The sequence below is a fragment of the Ruegeria sp. BE1 genome, assembly GCF_056538885.1.
The window spans coordinates 548,490-564,941 of sequence record NZ_JBQFTY010000002.1 but is presented as its reverse complement, the minus strand read 5'-3'; the positions used below and the strand labels follow the sequence as shown (position 1 = coordinate 564,941).

The following is a 16,452-nucleotide window of genomic DNA, read 5'->3' as shown; positions in this document are numbered from 1 at the left end:
CCGCCTGCTTCATCTGTCCAAAAATATCCCGGGGGAGTCGCCCAAAGGGCGGCGGGGGCAGAGCCCCCTTTACCCTTCGCCTTCCCGCGCCGCCGCCAAAGCTTCTGGCAGTGCCGCTGCAAACGCGTCCAAATCCGCCGCTTCTCCACAACTGACGCGGATACACCGGTTCTGCGGGGCAACAAATGGCATCCGAACAAAGATGCCCGCTTTAACCAGATTTTCCAGAACGGCCTTTGCAAAGGCTCCATCCTGACCGCAGTCAATGGCGACGAAATTGGTGGCCGAGGGCAGGGGCGTGAGCCCATGATCCCGCGCAATCTCGCTGAGGCGTTCTCGGGCTGCATCGATCTGTGCCTGCACATGGTGCAACCAATCGGTATCCTGTAGCGCGGCCAGCGCGCCAGCCTGAGAAGCCCGGTTCATGCCGAAATGGTTGCGCACCTTGTTGAAGGCCGAAATCAAACCGGGCGCGCCTATTGCGTATCCGACGCGTGCTCCGGCCATTCCGTAGGCTTTGGAAAACGTGCGCATTCGGATGAGGCGCGGATCATCCGCCGCCACCGGTGCGGCGGTGCCGTCGGGCGCGCATTCCACATAGGCTTCGTCCAGCACCAAAAGACACCCTTCGGGCAGCGCTTCCATCGCATCAACGATTTCCGCGCCAGTGTGCCAACTGCCCATCGGATTGTCGGGGTTGGCGAGATAGACAAGCTTTGCATCTACCTCGGCGGCCTTGGCAAACAAGGCTTTCGGATCTTCGTGATCCCTGCGATACGGCACCTTGTGCAAAACGCCTCCAAACCCTGCGACGTGGTAGTTGAAGGTGGGATAGGCGCCGTCCGAGGTGACAACCGCATCCCCAGGCGCAACAAGCAATCGCACCAGATACCCCAGCAACCCGTCGATGCCTTCGCCCACGACAATATTGTCCGGCGTTACCCCGAGGTGGGTCGCCAGCGCGTGTCGTAAGTCAAAGCTCTCGGGATCGCCATATTTCCAGATCTCCGCTGCCGCCATCGCCTCGGTCGCGCGGGGCGACGGGCCAAAGATGCTTTCATTCGCGCCAAGCCGCGCCTGAAAGGGCGTGCCGCGCTGGCGCTCTTGTGTTTCTGGTCCGACAAAGGGCACGGTTGCGGGCAGGGACAGGGCAAGCGGGGTATAACGTGGGTCAGTCATGTGGCGACTTAAACGCATGGTGGCATGGCAGGCAACACCCATACCAAACCTGCCCTAACGTTGCTGTGGAACTTGGCGTACCTTCCGGGCATGGTTGCCTGAACAGAGTTTGGGAGGTCCACATGACGCGTGTGTCCGTCGAGTATAAACACCACATTGCCCATGTCACGCTGACCCGTGGCGACAAGATGAACGCGCTGGACGATTCCATGATCAAGGCGCTGTTATCTGCGGGGCAAGAGGTTGCGGCCTCGGGCGCGCGTGCCGTGGTTTTGTCGGGTGAGGGCAAAAGCTTTTGTGCCGGGCTTGATATGGCGAGCTTTGCCAAGATGGCGCATATGGACCCGACCGAATGGCTGATGTCCCGCAGCCACGGGGATGCCAATGAGATGCAGGAGTTGGCCCTGATCTGGAGGCGCGTGCCCGTTCCGGTGATTTGCGCGATTCAGGGCGTGGCTTATGGTGGCGGTCTGCAAATCGCGCTGGGCGCCGATATTCGCATCGCGCACCCTGAGGCCAAGCTGGCGGTGATGGAAATGAAGTGGGGCATCATTCCGGATATGGGGGGGATGGTGTTGCTGCCCCAGCTTGTCCGCTCGGACGTGTTGCGGCTGCTGACCTACACAGCGCGCCCGATCGGGGCGCAACAGGCCGCTGACTGGGGGCTGGTCACCAAGCTGTCCGATGATCCGCATACCGAGGCCCTGGCGCTGGCCGAAAACATAGCAGGCAACAGCCCATCCGCGATCCGCGCGGCCAAGCGCTTGATCGAGACCGCAGAAACCAAATCCCGCGCCGAGGTGCTGTTGGCGGAATCCTCGGAACAGGTTGAACTGATCGGCAAGCCAGACCAGATGGAGGTCGTCATGGCGCAGATGCAGGGCCGCAAGCCCGAGTTCAAATGACCGGGCCCGCTGTCACCCGTCTGATCCTCTACACCAAGCGGATGGATGACATGGTGCAGTTTTATGAGACGCATTTCGGCTACACAGCGCACCGCAAGGACGGGGATCGACTGGTTGAGCTTGTGCCCTCAGCGGGAGGTGTCCATTTGCTGCTGCACCCGGCCAGCAAAGCAGCGCGTGAGGGGCAGGTGGCTGTGAAAATCGTCTTTGATATTCGCGACGTGCCTGCCTTTGTTGAAGAAGCCCGGTCTTTGGGATTGGAGTTCGGTCCCGTTCATCAGGCGGACGGGTACGTGTTTGCAAATGCCAAAGACCCGTCCAAGAACGCGATCTCAGTGTCCAGCCGGGCATTTGTGGGGCAATAGGCCCTATCTGTTGGTCACAAGATAGACGATACCGCCTGCCAGCAGCCCCCAGACCGCCGCGCCCAGGCCAAAGACAGAAATGCCAGATGCGGTGATGGCAAAGGTCAGGATCGCGGCTTCACGCTCTGCCGGAACCTCAAGCGCGGCATGGGTGGCATTGGCCATGACACCGATCAGGGCGATGCCCGTCAGGGTTCCCATCAGCAGGGGATCGGCATGGATGGCAAAGCCGGTGATGGCCACGGCGAACACGCCGAACAGGCAATAGAACACACCTGCCATCACGGCGGACCAATAGCGTTGGTTGGGGTCAGGGTGGCTGTCTTCGTTCGAACACATCGCGGCGGTGATCGCAGCAAGACATGTGGCCGGAGCGCCAAAGGGCGCGGACAACATGCTGGCCGCGCCCACGGACGAGAACAGTTTGCCCGGTGCTGGCGCATAGCCAAAGCTGCGCATCACTGCGATTCCGGGGATGTTTTGCGTGGCCATGGTGACGATGAAAAGCGGGATGCCAATGCCGATGATCGAGGCCAGCGAAAAGGACGGCAGGCCCAAAACCGGTGCCGAGATCAGCTGAGCCGGGGCCACGGATTGCCCTTTGGCGTTCAGTACAACAATGATCGCTGCGGCAATCACAGCAGCAGGCACGGCAAACAGGCGGTTGATCCGCCCGGCGATGAACCAGGTCACGATCACGGGCAACGCTTGCCACGGCAGCGCAACCGCTGCCTGAAAGGGGATGATGCACAGGGGCAGCAGGACGCCCCCCAACATGGCCTGGGCCAGTGTGGTCGGGATCGCCGCCGCCAGCCGCCCCAACGGGCGCCAGAGCCCGGCCAGAACGGTCAGCGCTCCGGCGCATAGGAACGCGCCTGTCGCTTCGGCAAATCCGGCAGCCGGCATTGCAGAGACAGCCAGCAATGCGGCTCCGGGTGTTGACCACGCAACGCTGATTGGCTGGCGATACCACAGGCTCAGTGCGATGGCGGTCAGCCCCATGGCGATGGCAGCCATCATGAGGCCGGATGCGGATTGGGCTTGTGTTGCGCCCATCGCGGCCAGCCCCTGCAGCACGATGGGAAATGAGCTGAAGAACCCGACAATGGCGACCACCAGACCGGTTGAGATGGTCTGAAACGGAGGGAGTGTGCGGGGCATGTTGATCTCAGCTTTTGTTGCCTGATCTTGCTAGCAGGGGTTTGCTTTTTGGGGCAAGGTCTTTGATCGCAAAAGAAAACCCCGCCGGTGTCTATGCGGCGGGGTTCGGGATTTCCGTATTTGGAACGAGAAGAAGATCAGGCGATTTCGGCCAGTCGGGCGAGGGCCTCGTTCAGCTTCGCCTCTTCTTCTTCGCGGGCGGCGAGGTTGGCTTTGGCTTCTTCAACCACCTCTTCCGGGGCCGAGGCCACGAATTTGGGGTTGTTCAGGCGTCCGCGCAGACCGCCCAGTTCCTTGGCCAGCTTGCCTTTGGCTTTCTCCAGCCGTTCCTTTTCCGCGCCGATGTCGATGATATCCGCCAGCGGCAGGCCGAAGGACGCGCCGGGGGCGGCGATTGAGATCGTGCCTTTGGGGAGTTCATCCGCTTTGGTCAGGCTGTCGATCCGGGCCAGACGTTTGATCAGCGCCTCGTTACGGTCCCAGGCGGCCTGGCCATGGGTGTCGATCTCGGTCACCAGCATCGGTACATAGAGGCCAGCCGGAACCCGCATCTGCGCGCGCGCCGAGCGGGTGTTCTCAATCACCGAGATCACCCAGTTCATCTCACGATCCGCATCGGCATCCACCAGTTCGATGCCATAGGTGGGCCAGTCGGCGTGGACGACCATCTTGGCGCGGTCACCTGTCAGGCCCCAGAGTTCCTCGGTGATGAAGGGCATGATCGGATGCAGCAGGACCATGCACTGATCCAGAACCCAGCGCATGGTGGCGCGAGTCTCGGCCTGTGCCTCGGCATCGTCGCCTTGCAGCAGGGGTTTCGACAGTTCCACATACCAGTCGCAGACCTTACCCCAGACAAAGGCGTACAGCCCGTTGGCCGCGTCGTTGAAGCGATAGCTTTCCAGTGCCGCGTCAACCTCGGCCCGCACGCGTGCGGTTTCGCCGATGATCCAACGGTTCACGGCCGCCTTGGGTTTCAGGTCGGCCACGTCCAGTTGCGGGACGGCATCGGTGAAGACCTCGTTCATCTCGGCAAAGCGGACGGCGTTCCAGAGCTTGGTGCCGAAGTTGCGATAGCCGGTGATGCGGTCGCGGGACAGTTTCAGCACGCCGCCAATCGCCGCCATCGAGGCATTGGTGAAGCGCAGCGCGTCGGCGCCGAACTCGTCCACGATCTCAAGCGGGTCGATGACGTTGCCGGTGGTCTTGGACATCTTTTTGCCCTTCTCGTCGCGGACGAGCGAGTGCAGGTAGACGGTGTGGAACGGGATTTCGTTAACCACGGCCAGTTGCATCATCATCATCCGCGCGACCCAGAAGAACAGGATATCCGCGCCGGTGATCAGGACATCGGTGGGGAAGTAGCGTTCCAGTTCCTCGGTCTGCTCAGGCCAGCCCAGCGTACCGATGGGCCAGAGGCCGGAGGAGAACCACGTGTCGAGGACGTCGGGGTCGCGCCAGATTGAGACGACGGAAGGCGAGGCCGCAAGCGCAATCTGTTTAGATTCTTCAACGGTCTCGAGATCGACCTTATAGAGATCCTCGCCATGTTTGTTCCGATACTCGAGGCAAACATCCAGTTCTGAATTGGCTTTGGCGTAGTAGCTCGCAGCTTTGGCTTTGGCCTCATCCCAAGTAGGCGCACAAAACGCCACAGGATCATCAAAGTCTAACGGCGCAACTTTTTCTCCGCTTTCATTTATATTCTGTTCGATACGAGGCCCATACCAAACCGGAATCTGATGCCCCCACCACAGCTGGCGCGAAATGCACCAGGGCTCGATGTTTTCCAGCCAGTGGTAATAGGTCTTCTCGCCTGACTCGGGGATGATCTTGACCGTGCCGTCCTTGACCGCGTCCAGCGCGGGGCCAACGACCTTTTCAGCGTCGACGAACCACTGGTCGGTGAACATCGGCTCGATCACCACTTTTGAGCGGTCGCCGAAGGGCTGCATGATCGGTTTGCTCTCGACCAGCGGGACCAGCGCCGTCGGGTCGTCATCCTCGCCCAGCTTGGTGCCCAGACGCGGGTCGTCCGCGCGGGTCATGACGGCCAGACCGTCGGCAGTGATTTCCTCGACAACCTTCGCACGCGCCTCAAACCGATCCAGCCCGCGCAGGTGATCGGGGATCAGATTGATCGCGTCGATCTCGTTTTCGGTAAACGCTTTGCCGCGCGCGTATTCCTGCGCCTTGCCAGCCTCTTCGGCGTAAGGCGCGCCATCGGCCCGCATCGCGCCTTTGGTGTCCATCAGGCGGTACATCGGGATGCCGCCGCGCTTGGCGACCATGTTGTCGTTGAAGTCATGCGCGCCGGTGATCTTCACCGCGCCCGAGCCGAAATCGGGGTCGGGATACTCATCCGTGATGATCGGAATTTGACGGCGATGCTCTTTCGGACCAACCGGGATTTCACAGAGTTTCCCGACGATTGGCGCGTACCGTTCATCCGATGGATGAACCGCAACAGCGCCGTCGCCCAGCATGGTTTCGGGGCGGGTCGTGGCGATGGAAATATAGTCGCGCTCTTCCGTCAGCACGATGTTCCCGTCCTCGTCCTTTTCGACATAGGTATAGGTCTCACCACCCGCCAGCGGGTATCTGAAGTGCCACATATGGCCCGGCGTTTCGATATTCTCGACCTCAAGATCCGAGATCGCGGTCTCAAAATGCGGGTCCCAGTTGACCAGGCGCTTGCCGCGATAGATCAGGCCCTTTTCGTACATATCGACGAAAACCTTGATCACCGCGTCGTGAAAATTCGCAGAATTTTCGTGGCCGGTGCGCGGGTCACGCGGCGCGCCCGCCATGGTGAAGGCGTTGCGCGACCAGTCGCAGCTGGACCCCAGCCGTTTCAGCTGTTCGATGATGGTGCCACCATATTCGCCCTTCCATTCCCAGACCTTGTCCAGAAACGCCTCGCGCCCCAGTTCGCGGCGGCCGGGTTGGCCAGTGGCGGCCAGCATCTTTTCCACCTGCATCTGCGTGGCGATGCCCGCGTGGTCCTGACCGGGCTGCCACAGCGTGTCGAACCCGCGCATCCGGTGCCAGCGGGTCAGGATGTCCTGCAGCGTGTTGTTGAACGCGTGTCCCACATGCAGCGCGCCCGTCACGTTGGGCGGGGGGATCATGATGGTAAAGCTTTCGTCGCGCGAGCGGTTCGCGCCTGCCTTGAAGGCTCCGGCCTGTTCCCAGGCCTCATAGATGCGGGCCTCGGCCTCGGCCGCGTTGAATGTCTTTTCCATCGCCATGGGGTGCGTCCTGCGTCATCAATGCTTGGTCAGCGCCTGCAATAACGAAACGCGGCGCGAAGTGGAAGGGTCTGCGGACGCTCTGGACAACGATCAGGGGCAGCCTAATGTCGCGTGCAGGGCAGCGACAGGAGCAGGCAATGGAAAAGTTCGGAAAAAGCCAGCCGGTGAAACGGACCGAAGATGTGCGGTTCCTGACCGGGCAGGGGCGGTACATGGACGATGCCGTGCCCGAAAACGCGCTGTTCGCTGCGTTCTTTCGCAGCCCTGTGGCCCATGGCCGGATCACCGCGTTGGATCTGGATGCGGCCCGCGAGGCCGATGGTGTGCGTCTGGTCATGGCGCTGGAAGAATTGGCCGAGGCGGGGATCGATACCGTGATGAACGCCGCGACCGTGCAGAACCGCGACGGATCGAAGGCGGCGGCGCCCGCACGGTACATGCTGGCCAAGGATCGGGTGCGCTTTGTCGGTGAGCCGGTCGCCGTGGTGATCGCCGAGACGCAGGCGCAGGCCCGCGACGCCGCCGAGATGATCTGGATGGAGACAGATGAGCTGCCCGCCAAGCTGGATGTGGATGCCGGAGGCGAAATGCTGCACCCCGAGGCGCCTGACAACCGCGCCTTTGACTGGGGGTTGGGGGATGAGGACGCGACGGAGGCGGCGTTCAAGGCTGCGGCCCATACCGTGTCTTTGAACGTTGTGGACAACCGTATCATCATCACATCGCTTGAGCCGCGCGGGTGTCAGGCCAGTTGGTCGGACGGACGTCTGAACTTTGCCTATGGCGGTCAGGGTGTCTGGGCCATGCGGGCACAACTGGCGCAAAAGCTGAAGCTGGACGCCGAGGCGATCCGTGTGACCACACCGGATGTGGGCGGCGGGTTCGGGATGAAGGTGATGCCGTACCCCGAATATTTCTGCGTCTCTGTGGCGGCGATGAAACTGGGTCAGCCCGTGCATTGGATGTCGGACCGGTCCGAAGCGATGCTGTCGGACCATCACGGCCGCGATCTGACCTCATTGGCCGAACTGGCCTTTGACGCGGATCACCGGATCACCGCGTACCGCGTGCACAGCAAGGTCAATCTGGGCGCGTATAACAGCCATTTCGGTCAGGCGATTCAGACCAATCTGGCCAGCAAGGTCCTGATGGGCGTGTACGACGTTCAGACCACCTACATGCGGGTTGAGGGGTTTTACACCAACACCACTCAGGTCGACGCCTATCGCGGGGCCGGACGGCCCGAGGCGATCTATGTGCTGGAACGCGTCATGGATCGGGCTGCGCGTGAACTGGGCGTGGACCCGTGGGCGCTGCGACGCAAGAACTTCATACGGCCCGATAGCTTTCCCTATACCTCAGCCACCGGTGAAACCTATGACGTGGGCGATTTCGATATGGTTCTGACCCGGGCGGGTCAGCAGACTCAGGGTTTTGCGGACCGCAAAGCCGCCGATGCCGAACGCGGCCTGATCCGGGGGCAGGGCCTGTGTTACTATATCGAAAGTATTTTGGGCGACCCTTCCGAGAACGCGAAAGTCGAGTTCTGCGAGGATGGCACCGTGAACCTCTATGTCGGCACCCAATCAAACGGGCAGGGGCACGAGACGGTCTATGCCCAGTTCCTGTCCGATCAGACCGGCATTCCGGTGGATCGGATCAATGTGGTGCAGGGCGACAGTGATCAACTGCCCCACGGGGGCGGCACGGGCGGGTCCCGCTCGGTCACGGTGCAAAGCACCGCCACGCTGGCCACAATCGATGTGATGATCGCCGCATTCACGCCCTATCTGGCCGATAAGATGGGGGTTGAGGAGAGCGATGTGCGCTTTGACCACGAAACCTTCCGCGCGCCGGGGTCGAACCTGACGCCAACATTGACCGAGGCCGCCGATATGGCCCGCGCCGATGGCCGCACCGATTTGCTGAGCCATCACGCCCGCGCAAACCTGGATGCGCGAAGTTACCCCAATGGTGCGCATGTTGCCGAAATCGTTATTGATTCTTACACTGGGGAAACCTGGGTCGACCGGTATACGGTGGTTGATGATTTCGGCAATCTTATCAACCCGATGCTGGCCGAAGGGCAGGTGCATGGCGGCGTCGTGCAGGGCATTGGTCAGGCCCTGACCGAGCATGTTGTGCATGATGCGCACGGGCAACTGCTCACGGCTTCGTTGATGGATTACGCCTTGCCCCGGGCGGCTGAGATACCCATGATTAAGTTTACCTCGGCGCCGGTTCCGTCAACTTCCAACCCGATGGGGATGAAAGGATGCGGAGAGGCCGGCACCGTGGGCGCGCTGGCCGCTGTGGCAAACGCGGTTCAGGACGCGCTTTGGGATCACGGGGTGCGGCAGGCAGATATGCCTTTCACTCCTCAGAAAGTATGGGAATTGCTGACACATGGTTCTGTCGCGGCTGAGTAAAAAGGTACTGGGATGGCTCGGACGGCCTCTGCGGTCCGAACACTCGGCCGAGTCGCGCCATCGCGAGCCGATCAGCCATGTCATTATTCTGGACGGCACCATGTCCACGCTGGAGCCGGGCCGCGAAACCCACGCCGGTCAGACCCTGCGCCTGTGTTGTGAAATGGGCAGCAAGGTCTCGGTCTTTTACGAATCCGGTGTGCAGTGGGAAAGCTGGAAATCCTCGTTGGATGTGATGATGGGGCGGGGGATCAACCGACAGATCAGGCGCGCCTATGGCTATCTGGCGTCGCGCTATAAACCCGGTGACCGGATCTATTTTATTGGCTACTCACGCGGCGCCTATGGCGTGCGCAGCCTTGCCGGTGTGATCGATGCGATCGGGCTGCTGCAGGCCGAGCACGCGACTGAGCGCAACATCAAACAAGCCTATCGCCACTATGAATGTAACGCGCACGGGTCCGCTGCCGCAGATTTCCGCCGTGCCTTCTGCCATGAGGACGTGGCGATTGAGATGGTCGGCGTCTGGGACACGGTCAAGGCGCTGGGCCTGCGCCTGCCGCTGCTGTGGCGCTGGGCCGAGGAACGACATTCTTTCCACAACCACCAGTTGGGCCCGGCCACGCGGCACGGCTATCACGCCATGGCGCTGGATGAGACCCGCGAAGTGTTCGAGCCGGTGCTGTGGAAATGTACCCCGGATTTCAAAGGCCATGTGGAACAAGTCTGGTTCCGCGGCACCCACGGAGACGTCGGCGGCCAGTTGAACGGGTTCGAAGAGGCGCGCCCGCTCAGCAACATTTCCCTGATCTGGATGCTGGACAAGGCCGAGATGCACGGTCTGCCTCTGCCCGATGGTTGGCGTGACCGTTTCCCGACCGCCACAACCGGCCCCTCGGTCGGAACATGGCGCGGCTGGGGCAAGATTTTCCTTCTGCGCAAGCACCGGAAAGTAGGGCGTGACCGGTCCGAGAGGCTGCATGTCTCAGTCTCACCTGATGATCTGCCGGGCTGGGTGCCAATGCCGGATTTGCCCTCGCATCCGGCGCAATAGGTTAATCGAACAGAACTGTGGGCTGGCCCTGCGTATAGGCCTGAAATGCGGCCGAAATGTCGGCGTGAATATTTCTGGTCAATGATAGCTCGGGCATTGCATCCTCGGCAAAAAAGGCGGCCTCGCTGGTTTCAACCCCCGGCTGCGGAGTGTCTGCACCAACCTCATTACACAGGAAAAACAGCTTATAGAAATCCCGCGCGTCAGGCGGGTAGGGATGCCGTGCCTTGTGACGCAGGGCGTAAAGGTACCTCGCCCGGACGTGCAGCCCGGCTTCTTCTAAGACCTCACGCTCGATGTTCTCCGCCGGTGAGCTGCCGATATCTGCAAACCCGCCAGGCATGGCCCATTTGCCGTCGCTGTGTTCGCGTACAAGCAGGATGCGCCCCTCACGAATGACCGCACCGCGGATGTCGATGCTGGGCGTGGCATAGCCACCCGTATGCGGTGGGAACAGTCCGATGATTTTGGAAAGTGGCACGTTGCCGAGATCCGCCAGCATGGCCCGCGCCATCCCGGCGATCTCATCATAACGTTCGCGGTCAAACGGGTCTTTGGAAAAGTGCTGGCCGGTTTCGGCCAGCGCCAACAGGCGTTTCGCACGGGTCAGCCAGGTATCCTCTGTCGCAGCCGGATCCTGGTGCACAGCCTTTACCGCCGCCGATCCCGGCGCGAACTCATCGGTTGGAAGGCCACGCCGACATGCGCCTCGCAATAGGGTTTACCTGCTTCAACCGGCAGGCCACAGAACCAGAAATCCTCGGTCGCGGGGTCGCCGACGGGCCATTTGCAGGTTTTCTCGGTCAGCTCCATCAGTGTCAACTTCTTGGCCTTTTTCTCGATCTCGTTGACCTTGGCCAGCGCCTCGGGGCTGATTTCGTTGGCCGAAGGCTGTGGCGGCAGGGGCTGACCAGCCGGGATGATCTGACGGCGGGCAGGCACGGCAGGCTTGGTTTCGGCCGCCGGCGCAGGGGCCGGGCGCGCGGGTTCGGTTTTGGGCGCGGGTTTGGGCTTGGCCTCGGCCTTGGGCGCGGGCGCCGGTTTTTCCTTGGGCTCGGCCTTGGAGGGTGATGCGCCCGTGGCGCGGTTCGACAGGCCCAGACGGTGCACCTTGCCGATCACCGCGTTGCGGGTCACACCGCCCAGTTCCTTGGCGATCTGGCTGGCCGACTGGCCCTCGCCCCACATTTTTTTCAGCAGCTCTACACGCTCGTCAGTCCAGGACATCATTTGCCTTTCAAAAGCGGAAAGCGGCCCCGGATTCGGGCCGCCTTGGGAATTCGTCTCAGCCCCCTATTCTAATCACTGCCGCCCGAGTTACAAGCGGTCTTCGAATCAGGTATGGGGCTCCTATGCAGAATCTTACGGATCAGGATGCGCGCCGGTTTGGTGCGGTGAATTGGCTGGGGCTTTTTACGCTGGCTCAACGCGAAACGATGCGGTTTATGTCCGTGTGGACACAGACTGTTATGGCCCCTCTGGTCACGGCAGGATTGTTCCTGATGATCTTCACGATCGCCGTGGGGCCGGGCCGACCGGATGTCATGGGGGTGCCGTTTCTGATCTTTCTGGCCCCGGGGATCATGATGATGACGGTGATCCAAAATGCATTTGCCAACACGTCTTCGTCGATCATCGTGGCCAAGGTGCAGGGCAATATCGTTGACACGCTGATGCCGCCGCTGTCGCCGCTGGAAATCCTGCTGGGCTATCTGGCGGGGGGTATTGTCCGCAGCTCTTTGATTGCCTTTGTGTTGGGGGCGGCCTTGCTGGTGTTCTTCTCGATCGTGCCGCAGAATCTGTTCATCACCCTGGTTTTTGTTGTTCTCGGCGCCGCATTCATGGGCGCGCTGGGCGTATTCGCCGGTATTTTCGCCAACAAATTCGACCAGATGGCAGCAATCACCAATTTCATCGTCACGCCGTTGGCCTTTCTGTCGGGGACGTTCTACTCGGTCCAGGCCCTGCCGCCGGTGTTGAATTGGCTCAGCCATCTGAACCCGGTTTTCTATCTGATTGACGGTTTGCGCTATGGGATGATCGGGGTATCTGACAGCTCGCCCTATCTGGGCATGGCAATCTGCGGCGTGTCGACCGTGCTGATCGGCGCTGTGACCTGGCAGATGTTGCGCTCGGGCTATCGGCTCAAGCCGTGACGCTGGCGCGCTTCGCGCCAGACCAGAACCATCCCTCCGGTCAGGATGATGGCCGAACCGATCATGCTGATGCTGTCCGGGACCACGAAGAAGACCACAAAGTCGTAGAAGGCCGCGAAGACCAGCGTGGCATAGCTGATCGGCGCAACAAATGAGGCATCCGCCCGGGCCATTCCGTTGACGAAACACGCCTGCGCGCAGGCCATCAGAACGCCGATGCCGGCCAGTGCCGCCCATTGCGGCGCGGTGGGCATCTGGAACACAAAGCTGACCGCGATGGTCGCAATCGTCAGGCCCATCGCGTTGTTGATCAGCAAAATCTGCAGCGGGATTTCGCGACCCGACAGCTTCTTGATGAATATCAGCTCCATCCCGATCGAGACCGCCGCCGCCAGGGCCAGCAGTGCGGCGGGCTGAAAGCTGTCGGGCGTCGGGCGCAGCAGGATCAGCGCACCGGTCAGCGCGACCCCGGCGGCCAGCCATCGCCAAGGGCCCACGCCCTCTTTCAACAGCGGGACGGCCAGAACCATGGCAAAAACCGGGTTGAGGAAGGAAATCGCGGTGGCATCGGCAAGCGGGATGAACGCGACCGAGGCGAACATCAGCGTGATCCCAACCCACCCGAAACTGGTCCGCCCGATATGCAGCCCCCAATGCGGACGGCTGAACCGCGGGCGCAAAACACCTACTGCGCTGACGATCACCAGAAACGCGAACAGAAATCGCCCATGGCTGATCTGCATCGGATGCAGGGCAGGGCCCAACACATCTGTCCCCAGCGCTTTGGCGAGCAGGGTAGTTCCCGCCATCAGGGCGCTGGCCGCAAGGATCAAAGCAGCGGCAAGGGGCGGGTTGTGCTGAGCAGGCGTCATGCCCAAGCGGTGCGCCAGCCTGAACTGAATAGCAAGCGGCAAATGGACCAGGGCGCAAAAATAGCCCCGCGCAAAATTTCAGGCTTTTCAGAACAGGCGCGGCCCGTTATACGCGCGGCATGATCAAAACCGCTCATATCCTGCGAGTCCGACGCCGACGCTTTGCTGCGTAACCGGCCCGTTTGATCCATTGCGCGCTGTAAATGCGCGTGAACCCCACCAAATCAGTTGACGAACCCGGCCTTCGTGTATCACTCACGGGGCTTAACATATCGAAAAGGATGATCCGATGATCCCGTCCGTTCTGCCGACCTATAACCGCGCGCCCCTGACGTTTGTGAAGGGCGAAGGCGCTTGGCTGACCGAGGCGGATGGCCGACGTTTTCTGGACCTCGGCGCCGGGATCGCCGTGAACGCGCTGGGCCACGCCCATCCCGCGCTGGTCAACGCCCTGACCGAACAAGCCCATGCCCTGTGGCACGTGTCGAACCTCTATCACATCCCGCAGCAACAGGCGCTGGCCGACAAGCTGGTGGAACACACTTTTGCCGACACGGTGTTCTTTACGAACTCCGGCACGGAATCCTGCGAGCTGGCCGTGAAAATGGCCCGCAAGTATTTCTATGACAAAGACCAGCCTGAGCGGGTTGAGATCATCACCTTCGACGGTTCGTTCCATGGCCGGTCCTCGGCCGGGATCGCCGCCGCCGGGTCCGAGAAGATGACCAAAGGCTTCGGCCCGCTGCTGCCCGGCTTCGTGCATCTGACCTTCGGCGATCTCGACGGTGTCACCAATGCCATCACCGAGAACACCGCAGCCATCATGATCGAACCGGTTCAGGGCGAAGGCGGCATCCGCCCGGTCCCCGATGCTGACCTCAAAATCCTGCGCCAGATCTGCGACGAACATGGCCTGCTCTTGATTTTGGATGAGGTCCAATGCGGTGTCGGCCGTACCGGCAAGCTGTTTGCCCATGAATGGGCGGGCATCACCCCCGACATCATGATGGTCGCCAAAGGTATCGGCGGCGGATTTCCCCTGGGCGCGGTGCTCGCCACCGAAGAGGCCGCCAGCGGCATGACCGCAGGCACCCATGGATCGACCTATGGGGGCAACCCTCTGGGCTGCGCCGTTGGCTGCGCGGTGATCGATCAGGTCGCGGCACCTGCGTTTCTCGAAGGCGTCAACCGCAAGGCGGGCCTGCTGCGCCAAAAACTCGAAGGGTTGATCTCCGATCATCCCGACGTGTTCGAAGAGGTGCGCGGCGCGGGCCTGATGCTGGGTCTGAAATGCAAACCCACCAATCTCGACGTGGTGAATGCAGGCTATGACAATCAGGTCATCACCGTCCCCGCCGCCGACAATGTCGTCCGCCTGTTGCCGCCGCTGACCCTGACCGAGGACGACATTGCACAAGCGGTGATCCGTCTGGAAAAAGCAGCGCAACAGGTCGAAGCCAAACTCGAAACCGCCTGATCCTTCTTCTTGTCCCAAATACGGCGGGGGTGTGGGGGCTGGCCCCCACCTGCAACCAGATAAAAGTGAAACGATATGAAACACTTCCTTGATATCCATAAAACTGACGCGGGCGATCTGCGCGGCATGATCGATCAGGCAAGCGCCATGAAACAGGCCCGCCTTGGGCAGCCCAAAGCGGCGCTGGACGCGGAACAGCCACTTAAGGACCGGATGGTGGCACTGATCTTTGAAAAACCGTCCACCCGGACCCGCGTCTCGTTTGACGTCGGCGTGCGCCAGATGGGCGGGCAAACCATGGTGCTGTCCGGCAAGGACATGCAACTGGGCCATGGGGAAACGATCGCCGACACCGCCCGCGTCCTGTCGCGCTATGTTGACATGATTATGATCCGTACCTTTGATGAGACGATCCTGACCGAGATGGCGGAATATTCCGACGTTCCCGTGATCAACGGCCTGACCGATCGCACCCATCCCTGCCAGATCATGGCCGATGTGCTGACATTCGAGGAACACCGCGGCCCCATCGCGGGCAAAAAGGTGGTCTGGACCGGTGACGGCAACAATGTCTGCGCCTCGTTTCTGCACGCGGCGGGGCAGTTCGGGTTCGATCTGACCTTTACCGGCCCCGCACAGTTTGACCCCGAGGAAGAATTCATGGGCTTCGCACGGCAGAAGGGCTCAACAATTGTGGTTGAGCGTGACCCGTTCAAAGCGGTTGAAGGGGCTGATCTGGTGGTGGCGGACACCTGGGTGTCGATGCACGATTCCCAATCCGCCAAGGAACGCCGCCATAACCTGCTGCGCCCCTATCAGGTCAATACCGAACTGATGTCGCACGCCAAACCCGACGCGTTGTTCATGCACTGCCTGCCCGCCCACCGCGAAGAAGAAGCCACATCCGAGGTCATGGATGGCCCGAACTCAGTCATCTTTGATGAGGCTGAAAACCGTCTGCACGCCCAAAAGGCGGTGATGCGCTGGTGCCTTGGGCTTTAACGCCTGCGCACATCCCAAACCCGCAACTTGGTGAGCGCCCGTGCGCTCGCCAACAAAACCAGTATGCAGAGGGCGGTTTTGGTCATAATCTCCATCGTGCCCTCGATCAGCATGGCATGCACAACGCTGCCGATGACGGTGACCAGCGCTAGGCTGGTGTGCCCCAGCCGCCAAACCCGGAACCGCAGCTTTAGACGCTGGCGGTAAATCCCCAGCGCAGCCGCCGCAAAGGCCGCCCACATGGCGGTAACACCCCAGGCCGAAAATGGGGTGGGTGAAACGAACAGCAACGCATCGACAACATCTGGCGGGCTGGTGATCCACAACCCAATCAGATGCACCAGCACGGCCACAACCAGTGTTACACCGACCCGGCGATGCCACCGACGGCTGTTTAGCGGAGACAGCCCGGGCAAATCCCGCGCAGCCAGAAGCGGTTGCAGCAACAGGAGCCCCATGCAGATCACGCCTGCAAATCCTGCGATGATGTAAATGGGATCACGCCATTGCAGCAACGGGCTGTAGGCCGCCGCAATCACAGGAACGGTCAGCGCCAGAGCCAAACCGCTCCAGATCAAAAAGCTGCGCGTCACGAAAG

Annotated in this window: 14 protein-coding genes; 7 read left to right on the top strand and 7 right to left on the bottom strand. The window is 61.2% G+C overall.

Annotation, left to right across the window (positions count from 1 at the left end; all coding sequences use genetic code 11):
* Nucleotides 1–69: 69 nt before the first annotated feature.
* Nucleotides 70–1,179 carry a pyridoxal phosphate-dependent aminotransferase gene (locus tag ACR0J5_RS09080; RefSeq protein WP_480652497.1) on the bottom strand — a complete coding sequence of 370 codons (1,110 nt, stop codon included), beginning with the start codon at nt 1,177–1,179 and terminating at the stop codon, nt 70–72.
* Between the two features lie 122 nt (nt 1,180–1,301).
* Between ACR0J5_RS09080 and ACR0J5_RS09075 the strand changes: the two genes are divergently transcribed.
* Nucleotides 1,302–2,084, top strand: coding sequence for a crotonase/enoyl-CoA hydratase family protein (locus ACR0J5_RS09075; protein WP_480652495.1), 783 nt, complete (start codon nt 1,302–1,304; stop codon nt 2,082–2,084).
* Nucleotides 2,081–2,449 (top strand): VOC family protein, encoded by a 369-nt coding sequence (locus ACR0J5_RS09070; protein WP_480652493.1) that lies wholly within the window; start codon nt 2,081–2,083, stop codon nt 2,447–2,449. The genes ACR0J5_RS09075 and ACR0J5_RS09070 overlap by 4 nt, the downstream gene beginning before the upstream one ends.
* A 3-nt stretch (nt 2,450–2,452) precedes the next feature.
* Here ACR0J5_RS09070 and ACR0J5_RS09065 read toward each other — a convergent pair whose 3' ends face one another.
* Together ACR0J5_RS09065 and ACR0J5_RS09060 are read right to left on the bottom strand one after the other, a co-directional pair.
* The gene (locus tag ACR0J5_RS09065; RefSeq protein ID WP_480652898.1) at nt 2,453–3,616 is read right to left on the bottom strand and encodes a benzoate/H(+) symporter BenE family transporter; all 1,164 of its coding nucleotides are present in this window, start codon (nt 3,614–3,616) and stop codon (nt 2,453–2,455) included.
* 131 nt (nt 3,617–3,747) lie between these two features.
* Nucleotides 3,748–6,861, bottom strand: a complete 3,114-nt coding sequence (locus ACR0J5_RS09060; RefSeq protein ID WP_480652491.1) for a valine--tRNA ligase — start codon at nt 6,859–6,861, stop codon at nt 3,748–3,750.
* 140 nt (nt 6,862–7,001) lie between these two features.
* Between ACR0J5_RS09060 and ACR0J5_RS09055 the strand changes: the two genes are divergently transcribed.
* A complete protein-coding gene (locus ACR0J5_RS09055; protein ID WP_480652489.1) occupies nt 7,002–9,293 on the top strand; it encodes a xanthine dehydrogenase family protein molybdopterin-binding subunit in 2,292 nt (763 codons plus the stop codon).
* Nucleotides 9,271–10,347 carry a DUF2235 domain-containing protein gene (locus ACR0J5_RS09050; protein WP_480652487.1) on the top strand — a complete coding sequence of 359 codons (1,077 nt, stop codon included), beginning with the start codon at nt 9,271–9,273 and terminating at the stop codon, nt 10,345–10,347. Before ACR0J5_RS09055 ends, ACR0J5_RS09050 begins: the two co-directional genes overlap by 23 nt.
* Before the next feature lies 1 nt (nt 10,348).
* On the opposite strand, the gene ACR0J5_RS09045 is transcribed toward ACR0J5_RS09050, so the two are convergent.
* Both ACR0J5_RS09045 and ACR0J5_RS09040 read right to left on the bottom strand, forming a co-directional pair.
* The gene (locus tag ACR0J5_RS09045) at nt 10,349–10,993 is read right to left on the bottom strand and encodes an NUDIX hydrolase (RefSeq protein ID WP_480652485.1); all 645 of its coding nucleotides are present in this window, start codon (nt 10,991–10,993) and stop codon (nt 10,349–10,351) included.
* 5 nt (nt 10,994–10,998) lie between these two features.
* A complete protein-coding gene (locus ACR0J5_RS09040) occupies nt 10,999–11,574 on the bottom strand; it encodes a GcrA family cell cycle regulator (RefSeq protein ID WP_480652483.1) in 576 nt (191 codons plus the stop codon).
* A 125-nt stretch (nt 11,575–11,699) separates the two neighbouring features.
* Between ACR0J5_RS09040 and ACR0J5_RS09035 the strand changes: the two genes are divergently transcribed.
* Nucleotides 11,700–12,503, top strand: coding sequence for an ABC transporter permease (locus tag ACR0J5_RS09035; RefSeq protein WP_480652481.1), 804 nt, complete (start codon nt 11,700–11,702; stop codon nt 12,501–12,503).
* Here the strand turns inward: ACR0J5_RS09035 and ACR0J5_RS09030 are convergent.
* Nucleotides 12,485–13,375 (bottom strand): DMT family transporter, encoded by an 891-nt coding sequence (locus ACR0J5_RS09030; protein WP_480652479.1) that lies wholly within the window; start codon nt 13,373–13,375, stop codon nt 12,485–12,487. The genes ACR0J5_RS09035 and ACR0J5_RS09030 overlap by 19 nt on opposite strands.
* A gap of 289 nt (nt 13,376–13,664) precedes the next feature.
* Here ACR0J5_RS09030 and ACR0J5_RS09025 point away from each other — a divergent pair, with 289 nt between their 5' ends.
* Both ACR0J5_RS09025 and argF read left to right on the top strand, forming a co-directional pair.
* Nucleotides 13,665–14,852 carry an acetylornithine transaminase gene (locus ACR0J5_RS09025; RefSeq protein ID WP_480652477.1) on the top strand — a complete coding sequence of 396 codons (1,188 nt, stop codon included), beginning with the start codon at nt 13,665–13,667 and terminating at the stop codon, nt 14,850–14,852.
* Between the two features lie 75 nt (nt 14,853–14,927).
* Nucleotides 14,928–15,854, top strand: coding sequence for an ornithine carbamoyltransferase (gene argF, locus ACR0J5_RS09020; RefSeq protein ID WP_480652475.1), 927 nt, complete (start codon nt 14,928–14,930; stop codon nt 15,852–15,854).
* Here the strand turns inward: argF and ACR0J5_RS09015 are convergent.
* Nucleotides 15,851–16,447, bottom strand: coding sequence for a ferric reductase-like transmembrane domain-containing protein (locus ACR0J5_RS09015; protein WP_480652473.1), 597 nt, complete (start codon nt 16,445–16,447; stop codon nt 15,851–15,853). The genes argF and ACR0J5_RS09015 overlap by 4 nt on opposite strands.
* Nucleotides 16,448–16,452: the final 5 nt, after the last annotated feature.